The organism is Rhodanobacter panaciterrae (assembly GCF_014651895.1).
Lineage (GTDB): Bacteria > Pseudomonadota > Gammaproteobacteria > Xanthomonadales > Rhodanobacteraceae > Rhodanobacter > Rhodanobacter panaciterrae.
Genome location: NZ_BMXT01000001.1, coordinates 1483233 through 1500519, shown reverse-complemented (window position 1 = coordinate 1500519; position 17287 = coordinate 1483233). Strand labels below are relative to the sequence as shown.

General features: G+C 63.0%; 12 protein-coding genes, 1 tRNA gene and 2 pseudogenes. All 15 read left to right on the top strand.

The features are described from left to right. Nucleotides 1–17: 17 nt before the first annotated feature. Nucleotides 18–545 (top strand): NADH-quinone oxidoreductase subunit NuoE, encoded by a 528-nt coding sequence (gene nuoE / locus IE071_RS06915; RefSeq protein WP_077518195.1) that lies wholly within the window; start codon nt 18–20, stop codon nt 543–545. Next, the gene (nuoF, locus tag IE071_RS06910) at nt 545–1882 is read left to right on the top strand and encodes an NADH-quinone oxidoreductase subunit NuoF (RefSeq protein WP_189440344.1); all 1338 of its coding nucleotides are present in this window, start codon (nt 545–547) and stop codon (nt 1880–1882) included. Before nuoE ends, nuoF begins: the two co-directional genes overlap by 1 nt. Further along, nucleotides 1879–4206: an NADH-quinone oxidoreductase subunit NuoG gene (gene nuoG / locus IE071_RS06905; protein WP_189440343.1), complete on the top strand. Its 2328-nt coding sequence runs from the start codon at nt 1879–1881 to the stop codon at nt 4204–4206. Before nuoF ends, nuoG begins: the two co-directional genes overlap by 4 nt. Nucleotides 4207–4211: 5 nt before the next feature. After that, on the top strand, nt 4212–5240 hold the full coding sequence (gene nuoH, locus IE071_RS06900) for an NADH-quinone oxidoreductase subunit NuoH (RefSeq protein WP_189440342.1): 1029 nt from the start codon (nt 4212–4214) through the stop codon (nt 5238–5240). 8 nt (nt 5241–5248) lie between these two features. Further along, nucleotides 5249–5740, top strand: coding sequence for an NADH-quinone oxidoreductase subunit NuoI (nuoI, locus tag IE071_RS06895; RefSeq protein WP_077443807.1), 492 nt, complete (start codon nt 5249–5251; stop codon nt 5738–5740). 8 nt (nt 5741–5748) lie between these two features. Then, entirely contained in the window at nt 5749–6399 is a 651-nt protein-coding gene (locus tag IE071_RS06890) for an NADH-quinone oxidoreductase subunit J (protein WP_189440341.1), read from the top strand. Beyond that, nucleotides 6396–6701, top strand: coding sequence for an NADH-quinone oxidoreductase subunit NuoK (nuoK, locus tag IE071_RS06885; protein WP_072760924.1), 306 nt, complete (start codon nt 6396–6398; stop codon nt 6699–6701). Before IE071_RS06890 ends, nuoK begins: the two co-directional genes overlap by 4 nt. A gap of 4 nt (nt 6702–6705) precedes the next feature. After that, a complete protein-coding gene (gene nuoL, locus IE071_RS06880) occupies nt 6706–8778 on the top strand; it encodes an NADH-quinone oxidoreductase subunit L (RefSeq protein ID WP_189440340.1) in 2073 nt (690 codons plus the stop codon). A gap of 15 nt (nt 8779–8793) precedes the next feature. Then, nucleotides 8794–10302, top strand: coding sequence for an NADH-quinone oxidoreductase subunit M (locus IE071_RS06875; RefSeq protein ID WP_189440339.1), 1509 nt, complete (start codon nt 8794–8796; stop codon nt 10300–10302). 12 nt (nt 10303–10314) lie between these two features. Further along, entirely contained in the window at nt 10315–11769 is a 1455-nt protein-coding gene (nuoN, locus tag IE071_RS06870; protein ID WP_189440338.1) for an NADH-quinone oxidoreductase subunit NuoN, read from the top strand. A gap of 113 nt (nt 11770–11882) precedes the next feature. After that, a tRNA-Met gene (locus IE071_RS06865) sits at nt 11883–11959 on the top strand. 197 nt (nt 11960–12156) lie between these two features. After that, nucleotides 12157–12699, top strand: a complete 543-nt coding sequence (locus tag IE071_RS06860) for a ribosome maturation factor RimP (protein WP_189440337.1) — start codon at nt 12157–12159, stop codon at nt 12697–12699. A gap of 61 nt (nt 12700–12760) precedes the next feature. Next, a complete protein-coding gene (nusA, locus tag IE071_RS06855; RefSeq protein WP_189440336.1) occupies nt 12761–14266 on the top strand; it encodes a transcription termination factor NusA in 1506 nt (501 codons plus the stop codon). A 130-nt stretch (nt 14267–14396) separates the two neighbouring features. Next, a pseudogene (locus IE071_RS16015) lies at nt 14397–14675 on the top strand (translation initiation factor IF-2 N-terminal domain-containing protein); the annotation flags it as partial. A gap of 624 nt (nt 14676–15299) precedes the next feature. Next, nucleotides 15300–17237 (top strand): annotated as a pseudogene (gene infB, locus IE071_RS06850) (translation initiation factor IF-2); the annotation flags it as partial. Between the last annotated feature and the right edge of the window lie 50 nt (nt 17238–17287).

Genomic DNA, 17287 nt, shown 5'->3' with positions numbered 1-17287 from the left:
GCACGACGGAGAAACGCATGAAAGCCACCGGACATTTCGAGCAGGTCAGGAACGTCGATCCGCTCGTCGTACTCACCGACCACACCCGCCATCACATCGATGAGTGGGTGGCCAAGTTCCCGCCGGATCGCAAGCGCTCGGCGCTGATCCAGGCGCTGTTTGCCGCGCAGGAGCAGAACCAGGGCTTCCTCACCGACGAACTGATCACCGCAGTCGCGAAGTACCTCGACCTGCCGGCGGTATGGGCCTACGAGGTTTCCAGCTTCTACTCGATGCTGGAAACCAAGCCGGTCGGCCGCAACAACGTGGCGATCTGCACCAACATCTCGTGCTGGCTCAACGGTGCGGAAGGTCTGGTGCGCCACTGCGAGAAGAAGCTCGGCATCAAGACCGGCGAGAGCACGCCGGATGGCCGCATCTATCTGAAGCAGGAAGAGGAATGCATCGCCGCTTGCGTGTACGCGCCAGCGATGACGGTGAATGGGCATTACCACGAGCGTCTCACCCCCGAGAAGCTCGACGAAATTCTGGATGGGTTGAAATAATGGCCGTCGGACCCGCCCCGCAGGAACATCAGGTCGTCTACACGACGCTGCATTTCGACACGCCGTGGTCGATGGATAGCTATCTGCAGGTCGATGGCTACAAGGCGTGGAAGAAAATCCTCGCCGAGAAGCCCGATCCGGCCGCGCTGATCGAGGAAATCAAGAAGAGCAGCCTGCGCGGTCGCGGCGGCGCGGGTTTTCCGACCGGGCTGAAGTGGTCGTTCATGCCGAAAGGCACGATGCAGAAGTACATCCTGTGCAACTCGGACGAATCCGAGCCGGGTACGGCGAAGGATCGCGACATCCTGCGCTACAACCCGCATGCGGTGATCGAAGGACTGGCGATCGCGTGCTACTGCACCGGTTCGACCGTCGCCTACAACTACCTGCGCGGCGAATTCCATCACGAGCCGTACGAGCATCTCGAAGCGGCGCTGAAGGAAGCCTACGCGGCCGGTCTGCTCGGCAAGAACATCCAGGGCACCGGGCTGGACGTGGACATCCATAACGCGCTCGGCGCGGGTGCCTACATCTGTGGCGAAGAAACTGCGCTGATGGAGTCGCTGGAGGGCAAGAAGGGCCAGCCGCGTTTCAAGCCGCCGTTCCCGGCCAACTTCGGCCTGTACGGCAAGCCGACCACGATCAACAACACCGAGACCTATGCCTCGGTGCCGGCGATCCTGCGCAACGGCGCCGACTGGTTTCTCAATCTCGGCAAGCCGAACAATGGCGGCCCGAAGATTTTCTCGGTGTCCGGTCACGTCAACAACCCGGGCAACTTCGAGATCCGTCTCGGCACCTCGTTCAAGGATCTGCTTGCACTCGCCGGCGGCGTGCGCAACGGCAACCAGCTGAAGGCGGTGATCCCGGGCGGCTCCTCGATGAAGGTGCTGCCGGCCGACATCATGCTTGAGAGCACGATGGACTACGACTGCCTGCAGAAGGCCGGTTCGGGCCTGGGCTCCGGCGCGGTGATCGTGATGGACGAAACCACCTGCATGGTCAAGGTTTGCCATCGCATCTCGCGGTTCTACATGGCGGAGTCCTGCGGTCAATGCACGCCGTGCCGCGAAGGCACCGGCTGGATGTACCGCGTGCTCTCGCGCATCGTCGAGGGCAAGGGCACCCAGGACGACCTGCACCGCCTGAAGGCGATTGCCGGCCAGATCGAGGGTCATACCATCTGCGCGTTCGGCGAAGCCGCGGCGTGGCCGGTTCAGGGTTTCCTCGCGCGTTTCTGGAACGAATTCGAATACTTCGTGCAGCATGGCCGTTCGATGGTCGATGACAAGCTGGCCGAAGCCAATCCTGCAAATCAGCGTGGAGTTGCTGCATGAGTGCGCAGCCAACCAATAACACCGCGCCCGACCTGATCAACATCGAGGTCGACGGCAAGCCCACGCAGATCCGCAAGGGCGCGATGATCATCGAGGCGGCCGACGCGATCGGCGTCGCGATCCCGCGCTTCTGCTATCACCGCAAGCTGCCGATCGCCGCGAACTGCCGCATGTGCCTGGTCGACGTGGAAATGGGCGGCAAGCTGATGCCCAAGCCGCAGCCGGCGTGTGCTACTCCAGTAGCGGAAGGCATGAAGGTGATGACGCGCTCGGACAAGGCGCTGAAGTTCCAGAAAGACGTGATGGAGTTTCTGCTGATCAACCATCCGCTCGATTGCCCGATCTGCGATCAGGGCGGCGAGTGCGAGCTGCAGGACGTGGCGTTGGGTTACGGCCGCAGCGTGTCGCGTTACACCGAACGCAAGCGCACCATCGCCGACGAGAACATCGGCCCGCTGGTCGCCACCGAGATGACCCGCTGCATCCAGTGCACGCGTTGCGTGCGCTTCACCAGCGAGATTGCCGGCACCTATGAACTGGGCGGCATGAATCGCGGCGAGAACCTGCAGATCGGTACCTACATCGGCAAGACGATCGAGACCGAGCTGTCGGGCAACATCGTCGATGTCTGCCCGGTCGGCGCGCTCACCAACAAGCCGTTCCAGTTCCAGGCCCGCGCCTGGGAGCTGATTGCCAAGCCGTCGATCGGTTATCACGATGCGCTCGGCTCCAACCTGTGGCTGCATACGCGCCGCGGCGAAGTGCTGCGTACGGTGCCGCGCGACAACGAATCGATCAACGAATGCTGGCTGTCCGATCGTGACCGCTACAGCCATCAGGGCCTGTACGCGGCCGATCGCATCAGCACGCCGGAAGTGAAGCGCAATGGCCAGTGGCAGGTGACCACCTGGGAAGATGCCTTGCAGTTCGCCGGTGAAGCGCTGAAGAAGGCGCCGGGCAGCGAGCTGGGCATCCTGGTGCATCCGGCCAGCTCGAACGAGGAGGGCGATCTGCTGATGCGTCTGGCCCGCGGTCTGGGCAGCGCACACGTCGATCATCGCCTGCGTCAGCTCGACTTTGCCGACAACGCCGTGGCCAGCAGTTTCGCGCTGCCGGTTACCGACGTCGCGCAGGTCAAGGCCGCCTTGCTGGTCGGCTCCGATCTGCGTCACGAGATGCCGCTGCTCAACCATCGCCTGCATCAGGCGGTGAAGAAGGGCGCCAAGGTCTATACGGTCAATCCGGCCAGCTTCGATTTCAATTACAGCCTTGCCGGCGAATCGATCGTCGCGCCGCAGGCGCTGGTCGAGGCGCTGCTGGCATTGGCCAAGGCGGCCGTGGCTGCCGGCGCAACGGCACCGGCGACGCTGGCCGATGCGATCAACGCCGCGACTGGAGATCAGGGCGACAGCGATGCGATCGCTGCTATGAAGTCGGGTAGCGCCGTGGTGATCCTCGGCGAAGCCGCGGTCACCCATCCGCAGGCCTCGTGGCTGCGTGCGCTGGCCCGCTTCATCGCCGATGCCACCGGCGCCGGTTACAACGAACTGCCGGTGGGCGCGAATGCCGTCGGTCTGGCCAAGCTCGGCGTGCTGCCGGGTAACGGCGGACTCGACGCGCAGGCGATGCTGGCGCAACCGCGCAAGAGCTACGTGCTGTATGGCGTCGAGCCACCGCATGATTTCGCCGATGGCGCGGCCACCCTGAAGGCATTGCGCAGTGCGGAGCAGGTGGTGGCGTTCAGCGCCTACGCCAGCGCTGCGTTGCGCGACGTGGCCGACGTGATCCTGCCGATCGCGCTGCTGCCGGAAATCGACGCGACCCTGGTCAATGTCGATGGCCTGGCGCAGGGCGTCAGCGCCGGCGCCAAGGCACCCGGTCAGGCACGTCCGGGCTGGAAGGTGTTGCGTGCATTGGGTGGCGCGCTGAAGTTGGCCGGTTTCGAGTTCGACGACCTGGCCGGTCTGCGTGACGGCATCAGCGAACGTGCCGTGACGCCGCGCAGCGGTCTCGCCGCACGCGCGGTTGCGGCTGGTCTGACCCGTCTCGCCACCTGGCCGATCTATCGCGGCGATGCGGTGTTGCGTCGTGCCACCGCGTTGAATGCGCATCCGCTCAATCGTGCCCCGGCTGTGCGTCTGAATGCGGCTGAGGCACAGCGACTCGGTCTGACCGCAGGTGCGCAGGTGCGCATCGGCGACGTGCTGCTGCCGCTGGTCGTCGATGTGGCCGTGCCTGACGGTACGGCGTGGATCGAGGCTGCCCAGGATCTCACCGCCACGCTGCCGCCGTATGGCGCAGCCATCACCTTGAGCAAGGCATAAGCATCATGGCTGATCAACTTATCAACCAGCTCTTGTGGCCGATCATCTTCATCCTGTGCATCACGGTGCCGCTGATCATCGCGGTGGCGATGTTCGTGTACTGGGAGCGCAAGGTCATCGGCTGGATGCATGTGCGCATGGGGCCGAACAAGATCGGTCCGTTCGGCCTGCTGCAGGCGTTCGCCGACGTGGTCAAGCTGCTGATCAAGGAAGTGATCCTGCCGACCAAGGCGAACCGGGCGCTGTATTACCTGGCGCCCTTGCTGGCGCTGATCCCGGCGCTGGCGGCGTGGGCGGTGGTTCCGTTCAGCAGCAAGATGGTGCTGTCCAACGCGAATGCCGGCGTGCTGTACCTGCTGGCGATGACCTCGATGGGCGTGTACGGAATCATCCTGGCCGGTTGGGCCTCCAACTCGCGCTACGCGCTGCTTGGTGCGATGCGTTCGGCGGCGCAGGTGATCTCGTATGAACTGGCGATGGGTCTGTGCCTGGTCTGCGTGCTGGTGCTGGCCGGCTCGCTGAACCTCACCGACATCGTCAACGCGCAGGCCGGTCACAAGGGTCTGTTCGACTGGTTCTGGCTGCCGCTGCTGCCGGTGTTCGTGATTTATTTCATCTCCGGCGTGGCCGAGACCAACCGCGCGCCGTTCGACGTGGCCGAGGGCGAGTCGGAAATCGTCGCCGGTTTCCACGTGGAATATTCCGGTTCCGCCTTCGCGATCTTCTTCCTGGCCGAATACGCCAACATGATCCTGGTCAGCTTCCTCGCCGCGATCCTGTTCATGGGCGGCTGGCTGTCGCCGTTCCCCGATACGTGGGGCTTCATCGGCCAGGGTGGTTTCATCTGGCTGTTCATCAAGGCGTTCCTGTTCGCCTTCATGTTCCTGTGGTTCCGCGCCACCTTTCCGCGCTACCGCTATGACCAGATCATGCGGCTGGGCTGGAAGGTGTTCATCCCCATCGCCATCGTGTGGGTTCTCGTGGCCGGCTGCATGAAGTACTACGGCCTGGTCACCATCGGCACGGGGGTCTGAAGAAAGCCATGTCCCGCATTACCCATTATTTCAAGAGCCTGCTGCTGGTCGAGTTGTTCCAGGGCATGGGCCTGACCCTGCGCTACATGTTCAAGCCGAAGTACACCGTGCGCTATCCGATGGAGCACATTCCGAAGTCGAACCGCTTCCGCGGCCTGCATGCGCTGCGCCGCTATGCGAACGGCGAGGAGCGTTGCATCGCGTGCAAGTTGTGCGAGGCGGTGTGCCCGGCGCTGGCGATCACGATCGACTCGGCACCGCGCGAGAGTGACGGCCAGCGCCGTACCACGCGCTACGACATCGACCTGTTCAAGTGCATCTTCTGCGGCTTTTGCGAAGAGAGCTGCCCGGTCGACTCGATCGTCGAGACCAGCATCCACGAATATCACTTCGAGCATCGCGGCGAGAACGTGGTGACCAAGCAGCAGTTGCTGGCCATCGGTGACCGCTTCGAGCAGCAGATTGCCGCCGACCGTGCGCAAGACGCGGCGTACCGCTGAGGCCAACGATGAATCCCCAACTGTTCCAACTCATCTGTTTCTACGCCTTCGGCTTCGTCACCGTGACTGCCGCGTTGTCTGTGATCACGCTGCGCAACACGGTGCATGCCGTACTGGCACTGGTGCTGACGTTCTTCAGCGCCGCCTGCCTGTGGATGCTGCTGGATGCCGAGTTCCTGGCGCTGGCGCTGATCGTGGTCTATGTCGGCGCGGTGATGGTGCTGTTCCTGTTCGTGGTGATGATGCTCGACATCGACCAGGAGAAGATGCGCGAGGGCTTCGTGAAGTTCCTGCCGGTCGGCCTGATCGTGGCGGCGGCGATGCTGGTGGAGATGCTCGGCCTGATCGGCGTGCGCGCGATGCACATGCAGGTCATGGGGGCTGACCCGGCTGCCGCAGCGGGCACGTCCAACACGGCATGGCTGGGCCATGCGTTGTACACGCAGTATCTGCTGCCGTTCGAGGTCGCCGCACTGATCCTCACCGTGGGTGTGGTCGCGGCGGTGGCACTGACCTTGCGCCAGCGTGCCGACGCGCGTTACGAGTCGGCCAGCCAGCAGGTCAAGGTCAACCCGCGTGATCGCGTCCGCCTCGTGAAGATGGCGGCCGAGCGCCCCGTCGACGAATCGCCGGTCCCGCCGCAGGAATCCAAATCATGATCACGCTATCGCACTACATCGTGCTTGGCGCGGTGCTGTTCTGCATCGCCGTCGCCGGCCTGTTCATCAACCGCAAGAACGTGATCGTGCTGCTGATGTCGATCGAGCTGATGCTGCTCGCGGTGAACATGAACTTCGTGGCGTTCTCGCGCTTCCTCGGCGACGTGTCGGGGCAGGTATTCGTGTTCTTCATCCTCACCGTGGCCGCGGCAGAAGCTGCCATCGGCCTGGCGATCCTGGTGCTGCTGTTCCGCAATCGCAGCACGATCAATATCGCCGACATCGACAGCATGAAGGGCTGATCACATGGGTCTTTCCACCTCCATTCTGCTGACGATCGCGCTGGCGCCGCTGGTCGGTTGCGTGCTGGCCGGCTTCCTGGGCAAGTTCCTCGGCCGCGCCGGCTCGCACAGCGTCACCATCCTCGGCGTGGCGATCTCCTGCGCGCTGTCGTTCTATGTGCTGTACCAGCTCACCCTGGGTGGCGCCGAGACGTACAACCAGAACATCTACACCTGGTTCCAGATCGGTCATTTCAACGCCAGCGTCGGCTTTCTGGTCGACCGCCTGACCGCGATGATGCTGGTGGTGGTGAGTTTCGTGTCGCTGCTGGTGCACGTGTACACCATCGGCTACATGGCCGACGACGACGGCTACAAGCGCTTCTTCAGCTACATCTCGCTGTTCACCTTCTCGATGTTCATGCTGGTGATGAGCAACAACTTCATGCAGCTGTTTTTCGGCTGGGAAGCGGTGGGCCTGGTGTCGTACCTGCTGATCGGCTTCTGGTACAAGCGGCCGACCGCGATCTTCGCGAACCTGAAGGCGTTCCTGGTCAACCGCGTGGGCGACTTCGGTTTCCTGCTCGGCATCGCGGCGGTGCTGTATTTCCTGGGCACGCTGGATTACGCCACCGCGTTCGGCTCGGCGCCTTCGCTGATCGGCAAGACCCTGCAGATCACGGCGGGCACGCAGTGGGATGCCGCCACGGTGATCTGCATCTGCCTGTTCATCGGTGCGATGGGCAAGTCGGCGCAGGTGCCGTTGCACGTGTGGTTGCCTGACTCGATGGAGGGCCCGACCCCGATCTCGGCGTTGATCCATGCGGCCACGATGGTGACCGCGGGCATCTTCATGGTGGCGCGCATGTCGCCGCTGTTCGAGCTGTCGCAGAGCGCGCTCAGCTTCGTGATGGTGATCGGTGCCACCACGGCGCTGTTCACCGGCCTGATTGGCATCGTGCAGAACGACATCAAGCGTGTGGTGGCGTATTCCACGCTGTCGCAGCTGGGTTACATGACCGTCGCGCTGGGCGTGTCGGCATACAGCGGCGCGGTCTACCACCTGATGACGCATGCGTTCTTCAAGGCGCTGCTGTTCCTCGGCGCCGGCTCGGTGATCATCGCGATGCATCACGAGCAGGACATGCGTTACATGGGTGGCTTGCGCAAGTACATGCCGATTACCTGGATCACCATGTGGATCGGTTCGCTGGCGCTGTGCGGTGTGCCGTTCTTCTCCGGCTTCTATTCGAAGGACGCGATCATCGAGGCGGTCGGCGAATCGCATCGCTGGGGTTCGAGCTACGCCTATTTCTGCGTGATGGCTGGTGCGCTGGTGACCGGGCTGTACACGTTCCGCCAGATGTACCTGACCTTCCATGGCAAGGAGCGCTTCACCGTCGTCGCGCACCATGGCCACGCGCATCACGATGCGCATGACGATCACCATGATGATCACGGCCACCACGAGCCGGGTGTACTGGAACATGCGCCGAAGGAATCGCCGTGGGTGGTGACGCTGCCGCTGGTGCTGCTGGCGATCCCGTCGCTGCTGGTCGGTTTCTTCACGGTCGGGCCGATGCTGTTCGGCAACTGGTTCGGCAGTGCGATCCATGTGGACGAGGCGAACAACGTGCTGGCCGAACTGGGCCAGGAGTTCCACGGCTCGCTGGCGATGGCGCTGCACGGGTTCACCCAGTTGCCGTTCTTCCTGGTGCTGACGGCGTTCGCGATCACCACCTATATCTACCTGTTCAACCCGGCCATGGCCGACAAGATCAAGTCCGCGTTGAAGCCGCTGTGGACCGTGCTCGACCGCAAGTACTGGGTCGACAACGTCTACTTCGCAGTCTTTGCCAGCGGTGGCGTCAAGCTCGGTCGCCTGTTCTGGAAGGCGGGTGACACAGCAGTGATCGACGACACCATGGTAAACGGCTCGGTGAGCCTGATTCATCGTATCGCTGCCACTACGCGCCGCCTGCAGTCGGGTTATCTGTATCACTACGCCTTTGCGATGATTCTTGGCCTGATCCTGCTGCTTGGTGGGTACTGGTTCTTTGGTTCTGGGCCGATCGGTTCCGGCTTGGTCGGGCAATAAGGGAAGCAAGCACACATGTTCAATCACTTGCTCAGCCTGCTGATCTGGCTCCCCGTCGCCGGTGCGATTCCCGTGCTGCTCGCTGGTTCCACCCGTCCCAATCTGGCGCGCTGGTTGGCGCTGCTGGTGGCGGTGCTGACCTTCGCGGTCAGCCTGTTCCTGCTGGTGCAGTACCACCCTGACGCAGGCGGCATGCAACTGACCGAAAACTATCTGTGGATCGCCTCGTGGGGCGTCCATTACAGCCTGGCGGCCGACGGCATTTCGGTGGCGTTGATCCTGATGACCACTTTCGTCGGCATCTTGGTGATCGCCGGCGCGTGGGAAGTCATCCAGGACAAGCCGCACCAGTACATGGCCGCGATGCTGATGCTGGAAGGCCTGCTGATCGGCGTGTTCTGTGCTACCGATGCGCTGCTGTTCTACGCGCTGTTCGAGGCGATCCTGATTCCGATGTTCATTCTGATCGGTATCTGGGGTGGCCCGCGGCGGGTATATGCGACGCTGAAGTTCTTCATTTACACGTTCTTCGGCTCGGTCTTCATGCTGATCGCGCTGCTGTACCTGTACCAGAAGGCGCACACGTTCGATCTCGCCACGCTGGCAGCGCTGCCGCTGACGCTGCAGGAACAGACCTGGATCTTCTTCGCGTTCCTGATCGCGTTCGCGATCAAGGTGCCGATGGTGCCGGTGCATACCTGGTTGCCGGATGCCCACGTGGAGGCGCCGACCGGCGGCTCGGTGGTGCTGGCGGCGGTGATGCTGAAGGTCGGTACCTACGGAATGCTGCGCTTCATCCTGCCGATCGTGCCGGACGCGGGTGCGCATTTCGCGTGGCTGATCATCGCGATGAGCCTGATCGCGATCGTCTACATCGGCTATGTCGCGCTGGTGCAGGAGGACATGAAGAAGCTGGTGGCGTATTCCTCGGTGGCCCATATGGGCTTCGTCACGCTGGGCATCTTCATCGCGTTCCTGCTGGTGCGCGAGTCGGGCAATACCGACATGGCGCTGCTGGGCATGCAAGGCGCGATGGTGCAGATGATCTCGCACGGCTTCGTCTCCGGCGCGATGTTTACCTGCATCGGCGTGATGTACGACCGCCTGCACACGCGCCAGATCAAGGATTACGGCGGCGTCATCAACGTGATGCCGTGGTTCGGTTTCTTCTACGTGCTGTTCGCGATGGCGAACTGCGGCCTGCCGGGCACCAGTGGTTTCGTCGGCGAGTTCATGGTGATCCTGGCCAGCTTCGCGGCGAATCCGTGGATCGCGTTGTTTGCCGCGTTCACCCTGATCATCGGCGCGGCGTACACGCTGTGGCTGGTCAAGCGCGTGCTGTGGGGCGACATCACCAATCCGCATGTGGCCGAGATGAAGGAAATCAACGGCCGCGAGACGTTCGTGCTGGTCTCCTTTGCCGCCGCCGTGCTGGCGCTGGGTATCTGGCCGCAGCCCTTGGTCCATCTGATGGACAGCTCGGTGTCGCAGCTGGTGCAACAGCTTGCCATTCACAAGATTTGATCGGGACCGAACATGCCAACTTTGAATGACATCCTGATCATGCTGCCGGAGTTCTACCTGGTGGGGTCTGCATGCGTGCTGTTGCTCGCTGACGCCTTCATGAAGCCCACGCAGCGCCCGATGCTGCATTGGCTGTCGATCGCCGTGCTGCTGGTGGCAATCTACCTGCTGGTCATGGGGCAGCCACCGCAGTCGGTGACGGCATTCGGCGGCATGTTCGTGCGTGACGAGACGTCGGAGATACTCAAGGTCTTCGCGCTGCTCACTACGGTGCTGGTGATGGTTTACGCGCGGCCGTACCTGAACGACCGCAAGCTGGTCAGTGGCGAGTTCTACACGCTGATGATCTTCGCGGTGATCGGCATCATGCTGCTGGTCTCGGCCGGCAACCTGGTCACCGTGTATCTGGGGCTGGAACTGCTGTCGCTGTCGTCGTATGCGCTGGTGGCTTTGAACCGCGATGCACGGCTGCCGTCCGAGGCGGCGATCAAGTACTTCGTGCTGGGTGCACTGGCCTCGGGCATGCTGCTGTACGGCATGTCGATGGTCTACGGCGCGTCCGGCATGGGCGGCACGCCAAGCCTGGATCTGGCGCAACTGCACAACGTGATGAGCTACACCACCTCGCCGAATCTGTTGCTGTTCGGGCTGATCTTCATGATCGTCGGTATTGGCTTCAAGCTTGGTGCTGCGCCGTTCCACATGTGGATTCCCGATGTCTATCAGGGCGCTCCGACGCCGGTCACCACCTTCATTGCCTCGGGCTCGAAGCTGGCGGCATTCGGCATGGCTTACCGGCTGCTCAGTTCGGGCATGGGTGACCTGTCGCAGCACTGGCAGCTGATGCTGGCGGTGCTAGCGGTGCTGTCGCTGGCGATCGGTAACCTGGTTGCGATCGTGCAGACCAACCTCAAGCGCATGCTGGCGTATTCGACCATCTCGCACATGGGCTACCTGCTGCTGGGCTTGGCGGCGGCCGGACCGGAAGGTTATGCCGCGGCGATGTTCTATGCGATCTGCTATGCGCTGATGGGCGTGGCCGCGTTCGGCGTGATGCTGGCGCTGAGCCGCGCGGGTTTCGAGTGCGAGGAAATTTCCGACCTGAAGGGACTCAACCAGAAGTCGCCATGGATGGCGTTCCTGATGTTGCTGGCGATGTTCTCGCTGGCCGGCGTGCCGCCGCTGTTCGGCTTCTGGGCCAAGGTGCTGGTGCTGGAAGCGGCGATACACGCGAACATGTTGTGGCTGGCGATCGTCGGTATCGTGTTCGCGATCATCGGCCTGTACTACTACCTGCACGTGATCAAGGTGATGTATTTCGACAAGCCGGTCGAGGGCAGCGTGTTGCAGGCGCAGCAGGACAAACCGCTGCGCGTGGTGTTGTCGCTGAATGCGCTGTCGCTGCTGGTGCTGGGTCTGTACTGGGGCCCGCTGCTGGCCTGGTGCCGACACGCATTTGGACTCTGATGTTTGCACGCGTGGCGATGATCGTGATGTCATCGCAGGCCAACTTAATATCGGATTGTTGACGTTGAGGCTTGCAAGAAACCGGCCACCCCGCTAAACTCTTCGGACTCTGATGCGGGGTGGAGCAGTCTGGCAGCTCGTCGGGCTCATAACCCGAAGGTCGCAGGTTCGAATCCTGCCCCCGCTACCAGATCTTTCTTGGTGCAAGAAAGCCTCCTCGTGAGGCTTTTTTGTTGGGCGCACGGATGCGTCATGCCGAACCACCACGAGTGGTGCCGGCGCCGGAAGGAGCTGTAGGAGAGGGACATCGGCGAGATAAGGAAATGGGCCGTTGGAGCCCATTTTTTGTTTCTGCTGTTCTGAAAAGCGATCTGGGAAGGCGAACCCATGGATACACAGGCACTGACGCAACGCTTCACCGAGGTACTGGCCGATCTGGGCCTGGAATGCCTTGGCGTGGAGTTCAACCCTTCGCACGGGCAGAGTACCCTGCGTATTTATCTGGACTTGCTGGACAAGACCGGACCTGACGGCGAACGTCGTGAGGTCGGTATCGAGGATTGCGAGACCGCCAGTCGCGAGTTGTCCGCGTTGCTGGATGTCGAGGATCCCATTCCCGGCAATTACGTGCTGGAAGTTTCCTCGCCGGGCATCGATCGACCGCTGTTTACGGCTGCACAGTTTGCGAAAGTCGGCGGGCAGGAAGTGAAGTTGCTGCTGAAGGCGCCGCTGGAAGGACGTCGTCGCCTGCGCGGCAAGTTGATCTCGGTGGAAGGCGAGCACATCGTGCTGGAAGCCGAAGGCAAGACATTCGAATTCGATCACGCGCTGGTGGAAAGTGCGCGTGTAGTGCCAAATTGGGAGGCGCTCGGTTATGCGCCGCAGCCCAAGCGCGGTGGCAAGACTGCGGCCCCCAAGGCCCCGAAGTAATCAGTACGAATAATTCATCAAGATCGATTGGCCGCCGCTGGGCGCCTATGGAGTTGCTGCAATGAGCAAAGAACTTTTGCTGGTCGTCGACGCGGTCGCCAATGAAAAGGGCGTGCCGCTGGAAGTGATTTTCGAAGCGATGGAGGCCGCATTGGCCTCAGCCGCGAAGAAGCGCTATCCGGACGAGGAGCCAGACGTCCGCGTGTCGATCGACCACAACACCGGCGAATACCAGACGTTCCGTCGCTGGGAAGTCATTGCCGACGATGGCGAGATGGAATCGCCGTCGTATCAGCTGCGCCTGATGGATGCACTGGACGAGCGCGCCGACGCCGAAGTGGGCGAGTACATCGAGCAGCAGGTCGAGAACGCCGAATTCGGTCGCATCGCCGCGCAGGCCGCCAAGCAGGTGATCGTGCAGCGCGTACGCGAAGCCGAGCGCCAGCAGGTGGTCGATGCGTTCGCCGATCGTGTCGGCGAACTCGTCACCGGTATCGTCAAGCGCGTCGAGCGCGGCAACATCTACCTCGACCTGGGCAGCAATGCCGAGGCGTTCATCCCGCGCGACAAGACGATTCCGCGTGAGTCGGCCCGCGTCGGTGACCGCGTGCGCGGTTACCTGTACGAAGTGCGCTCCGAGGCCCGCGGCCCGCAGCTGTTCGTGTCGCGCGCGGCGCCGGAATTCATGATCGAGCTGTTCAAGCTGGAAGTGCCGGAAGTTGGCCAAGGCCTGGTCGAGATCAAGGGCTGCGCCCGTGATCCGGGCGACCGCGCCAAGATCGCTGTGCTGGCGCATGACAGCCGCACCGATCCGATTGGCGCCTGCATCGGTATGCGCGGTTCACGCGTGCAGGCGGTCTCCAACGACCTCAACGGCGAGCGCGTCGACATCATCCTGTGGCACGAGAACCAGGCGCAGTTCGTCATCAATGCGATGGCGCCGGCGGAAGTGCAGTCCATCATCATGGACGAGGAAAAGCACTCGATGGATATCGCGGTGGCCGAGGACAAGCTGTCCCAGGCGATCGGCCGCGGTGGCCAGAACGTGCGCTTGGCCAGCAAGCTGACCGGCTGGCAGCTCAACGTGATGACCCAGGACCAGGTCACCGCCAAGAGCGAGTCCGAGCAGGAGGCCGCGCGCCAGCTGTTCATGGACAAGCTCGAAGTGGATCAGGAGATTGCGGTCATCCTGGTGCAGGAAGGCTTCTCCAGCGTCGAGGAAATCGCCTACGTGCCCAGCGCCGAACTGCTGGCGGTGGAGGGCTTCGACGAGGACATCGTCGAGGAACTGCGCGCACGTGCCCGCGATGCGCTGCTGACCGAGGCACTGGCGGTGGAGGAGGGCGTCGACGAACATCAGCCGTCTGCCGAGCTGTTGGCGCTGGAAGGCATGGATGAAACGACGGCCTATGCACTGGCTGCTCGCGAGGTAAGTACGGTCGACGATCTGGCGGATCTGGCGGTGGATGACCTGATCGATATCGATGGCATGAACGAAGAGCGCGCTGCAGCACTGATCATGGCCGCACGTGCGCCGATGATCGCGCGGCTGGAGAAAGGCGGCTAACCGCGGACGGCGGCACCCTGGACGGGTGTGCCGAGAAAGACTTTACGGAGTCTTTCACCAGGGATGGAGGTGGCGGCATGAATAATGTCGCACTGACGATAAGCGCGGGAACGGCGGAGCAAAGAACACGATGTCGGACGTCACGATCAAACAACTCGCCCAGGTACTGGGCATGCCGGTCGACCGGTTGCTCACGCAACTGGGCGAGGCGGGCATGAAATTCTCCGATCAGGAGCAAGTCATCAGCAGCACCGAAAAGGTGAAACTGCTGGGCTTCCTGCGTCGCACGCACGGCAAGACGGAAACCGCCGCCGAGGTCGATGACAGCGCGCCGCGCCAGATCACCCTCAAGCGGCGCACGGTCGGCGAGCTGAAAGTGGCCACGCCGGGCGGCCGCGGTGCCGCAGGTGCAGCCAAGACGGTCAACGTCGAAGTTCGCGCCAAACGCACCTACGTCAAGCGCAGCGTGATTGCCGAGGAAGCCAGCGTCGAGCCCGAGCGCGAAGACGCCGTGCGCAAGCTGCATGAATCGCAGCAGCAGCGCGAGCAGGAAGAGCAGGATCGCCTCGATACCGAGCAACGTCGTCATGAGGAAGCGCAGCAGCGCGCCCTTGACGAGCAGCAGCGGCAGCATGAAAAAGAACAGCGCCAGGCCGAGGCTGTCAGTGTCGCCGCACCGGTAGCGGACAGCCATGTCGAAGCTGCCCCGGAGCCGGTAGCCGAGACGGCTGCGGCGGATACCGGCGATGACGCCGCAGGATCCGTCCAGCGCATGGACCAGCGCGATCTGGGCATGATCCTGCCGCGCATCCATGAGCCGCGCAAACGTGAAAAACTGGTCAAGCCCGTGCCGGCACCAGCGCCCGCCCCAGCAGCAGCTGCACCGGCGGCGCCGGCGGCTCGCGCAGCCGTGGCAGGCGGAGCGGCCGCACCGGCCGCAGCTGGTGACGCCAACCGCAACAAGCCCAAACATCCGCGTGAACGCAATGACAGTGCGGGCGCGGCAGGTGGCAAGGAAGGTCGCGAAAGCGCCGGCAAGCGTTTTGCCGGTGGCCAGATGCATCTGAGCGAGGCCGACCGGGCTCGCCGTTCCTCCTCCAGCAACAAGCGTGGCAAGCCGGGTCGCAGCAGCGGCCGCGAAATGCTGTCGCGTGGCAACAGCGCTCCACCGAGCGGCCCGCATGGCTTCTCGCGTCCGACCGCGCCGGTGGTGCGTGAAGTGGTCGTGGGTGATACCAACATCGTCGCCGAGCTGGCGCAGAAGATGGCGGTCAAGGGCTCCGAGGTGGTCAAGGCGCTGTTCAAGATGGGCGTGATGGCGACCATCAACCAGACCGTCGATCACGACACCGCGGTGCTGGTGGTCGAGGAGCTCGGTCATGTGCCGGTTGCCGACAGCCAGAACAACGCCGAGGAGACGCTGGCGGCGCATACCCAGAACGTCGAACTGGAAGGCGAGAAGATCTCGCGCCCGCCGGTGGTGACGATCATGGGCCATGTCGATCACGGCAAGACCTCGCTGCTCGATTACATCCGCCGCACCAAGGTCGCTTCCGGCGAAGCCGGCGGCATCACCCAGCATATCGGTGCGTATCACGTGGAAACGTCCAAGGGCGTGATCACGTTCCTGGATACTCCGGGCCACGCCGCGTTCACCTCGATGCGTGCCCGTGGCGCGCAGTCGACCGATATCGTGATCCTGGTGGTGGCTGCCGATGACGGCGTGATGCCGCAGACGGTGGAAGCGGTGAAGCATGCGCGCGCCGCCAAGGTGCCGCTGATCGTCGCGGTCAACAAGATGGACAAGGACGGCGCCAACCCGGACAACGTCAAGCAGGGCCTGGTGCAGTACGAAGTGGTGCCGGAAGACTGGGGCGGCGACGTCCAGTTCATCCCGGTATCGGCCAAGACCGGCGCCGGTGTCGAGGATCTGCTCGATGCGATCTCGGTGCAGGCCGAAGTGATGGAGCTCAGGGCCGTGGCTGACGGCCGCGCTTCCGGCGTGGTGATCGAATCCAGTCTGGATCGTGGCCGTGGTCCGGTAGCGACGGTGCTGGTGCAGCAGGGCACCTTGAAGAAGGGCGATTTCATTGTCTGCGGCATCGAATACGGCCGCATGCGCGCGCTGATCGACGAAACCGGCAAACAGGTGCAGGAAGCCGGCCCGTCGATTCCGGTGCAGGTGCTGGGTCTGTCGGGCGTGCCGGAAACCGGCGACGACTTCGTCTGCGTCGAGGACGAGCGTCTCGCTCGCGAGGTCGCGCAGGAGCGTGAGCTCAAGCGCCGCGAAACGCGCATGGTCAGCAAGAGCAACCGGCTCGAGGACATCATTGCGAAGATGGGTCAGGGCGTGGAGCAGCAGACGCTCAACATCCTGGTCAAGGGCGACGTGCAGGGCTCGGTCGAGGCATTGCGCGAATCGTTGACCCAGATCGGCAACGAGCGGGTCAGGGTCAACGTGGTCTCGTCCGGTGTGGGCGGCATCAACGAATCCGACGCCACCCTGGCAGCGGCCTCGAAGGCGCTGGTCATCGGCTTCAACGTGCGCGCCGATGCGTCGGCACGCAAGGTGATCGAGACGGCCGGCCTCGACGTGCGTTACTTCTCGATCATTTATGACGTGATCGATCAGGTGACCCAGGCGGCGACTGGCCTGCTCGGCATGGAAGTACGCGAGGACATCATCGGTATCGCGCAGGTTCGCGATGTGTTCCGCAGCTCCAAGTTCGGCGCCGTGGCCGGTTGCATGGTCACCGAAGGTTCGGTCAAGCGCAGCAAGCCGATCCGCGTGCTGCGCGACAACGTGGTGATCTTCGAAGGCGAGCTGGAATCGCTGCGCCGCTTCAAGGAACTGGTCGACGAAGTGCGCAACGGCATGGAGTGCGGCATCGCGGTCAAGCAGTACAACGACGTCAAGCCAGGCGACCAGATCGAGTGCTTCGAACGCACCGAAGTGGCACGCACGCTTTGATTGAACCCCCTCTCCCCTGCGGGGAGAGGGTTGGGGTGAGGGGCCAAGGT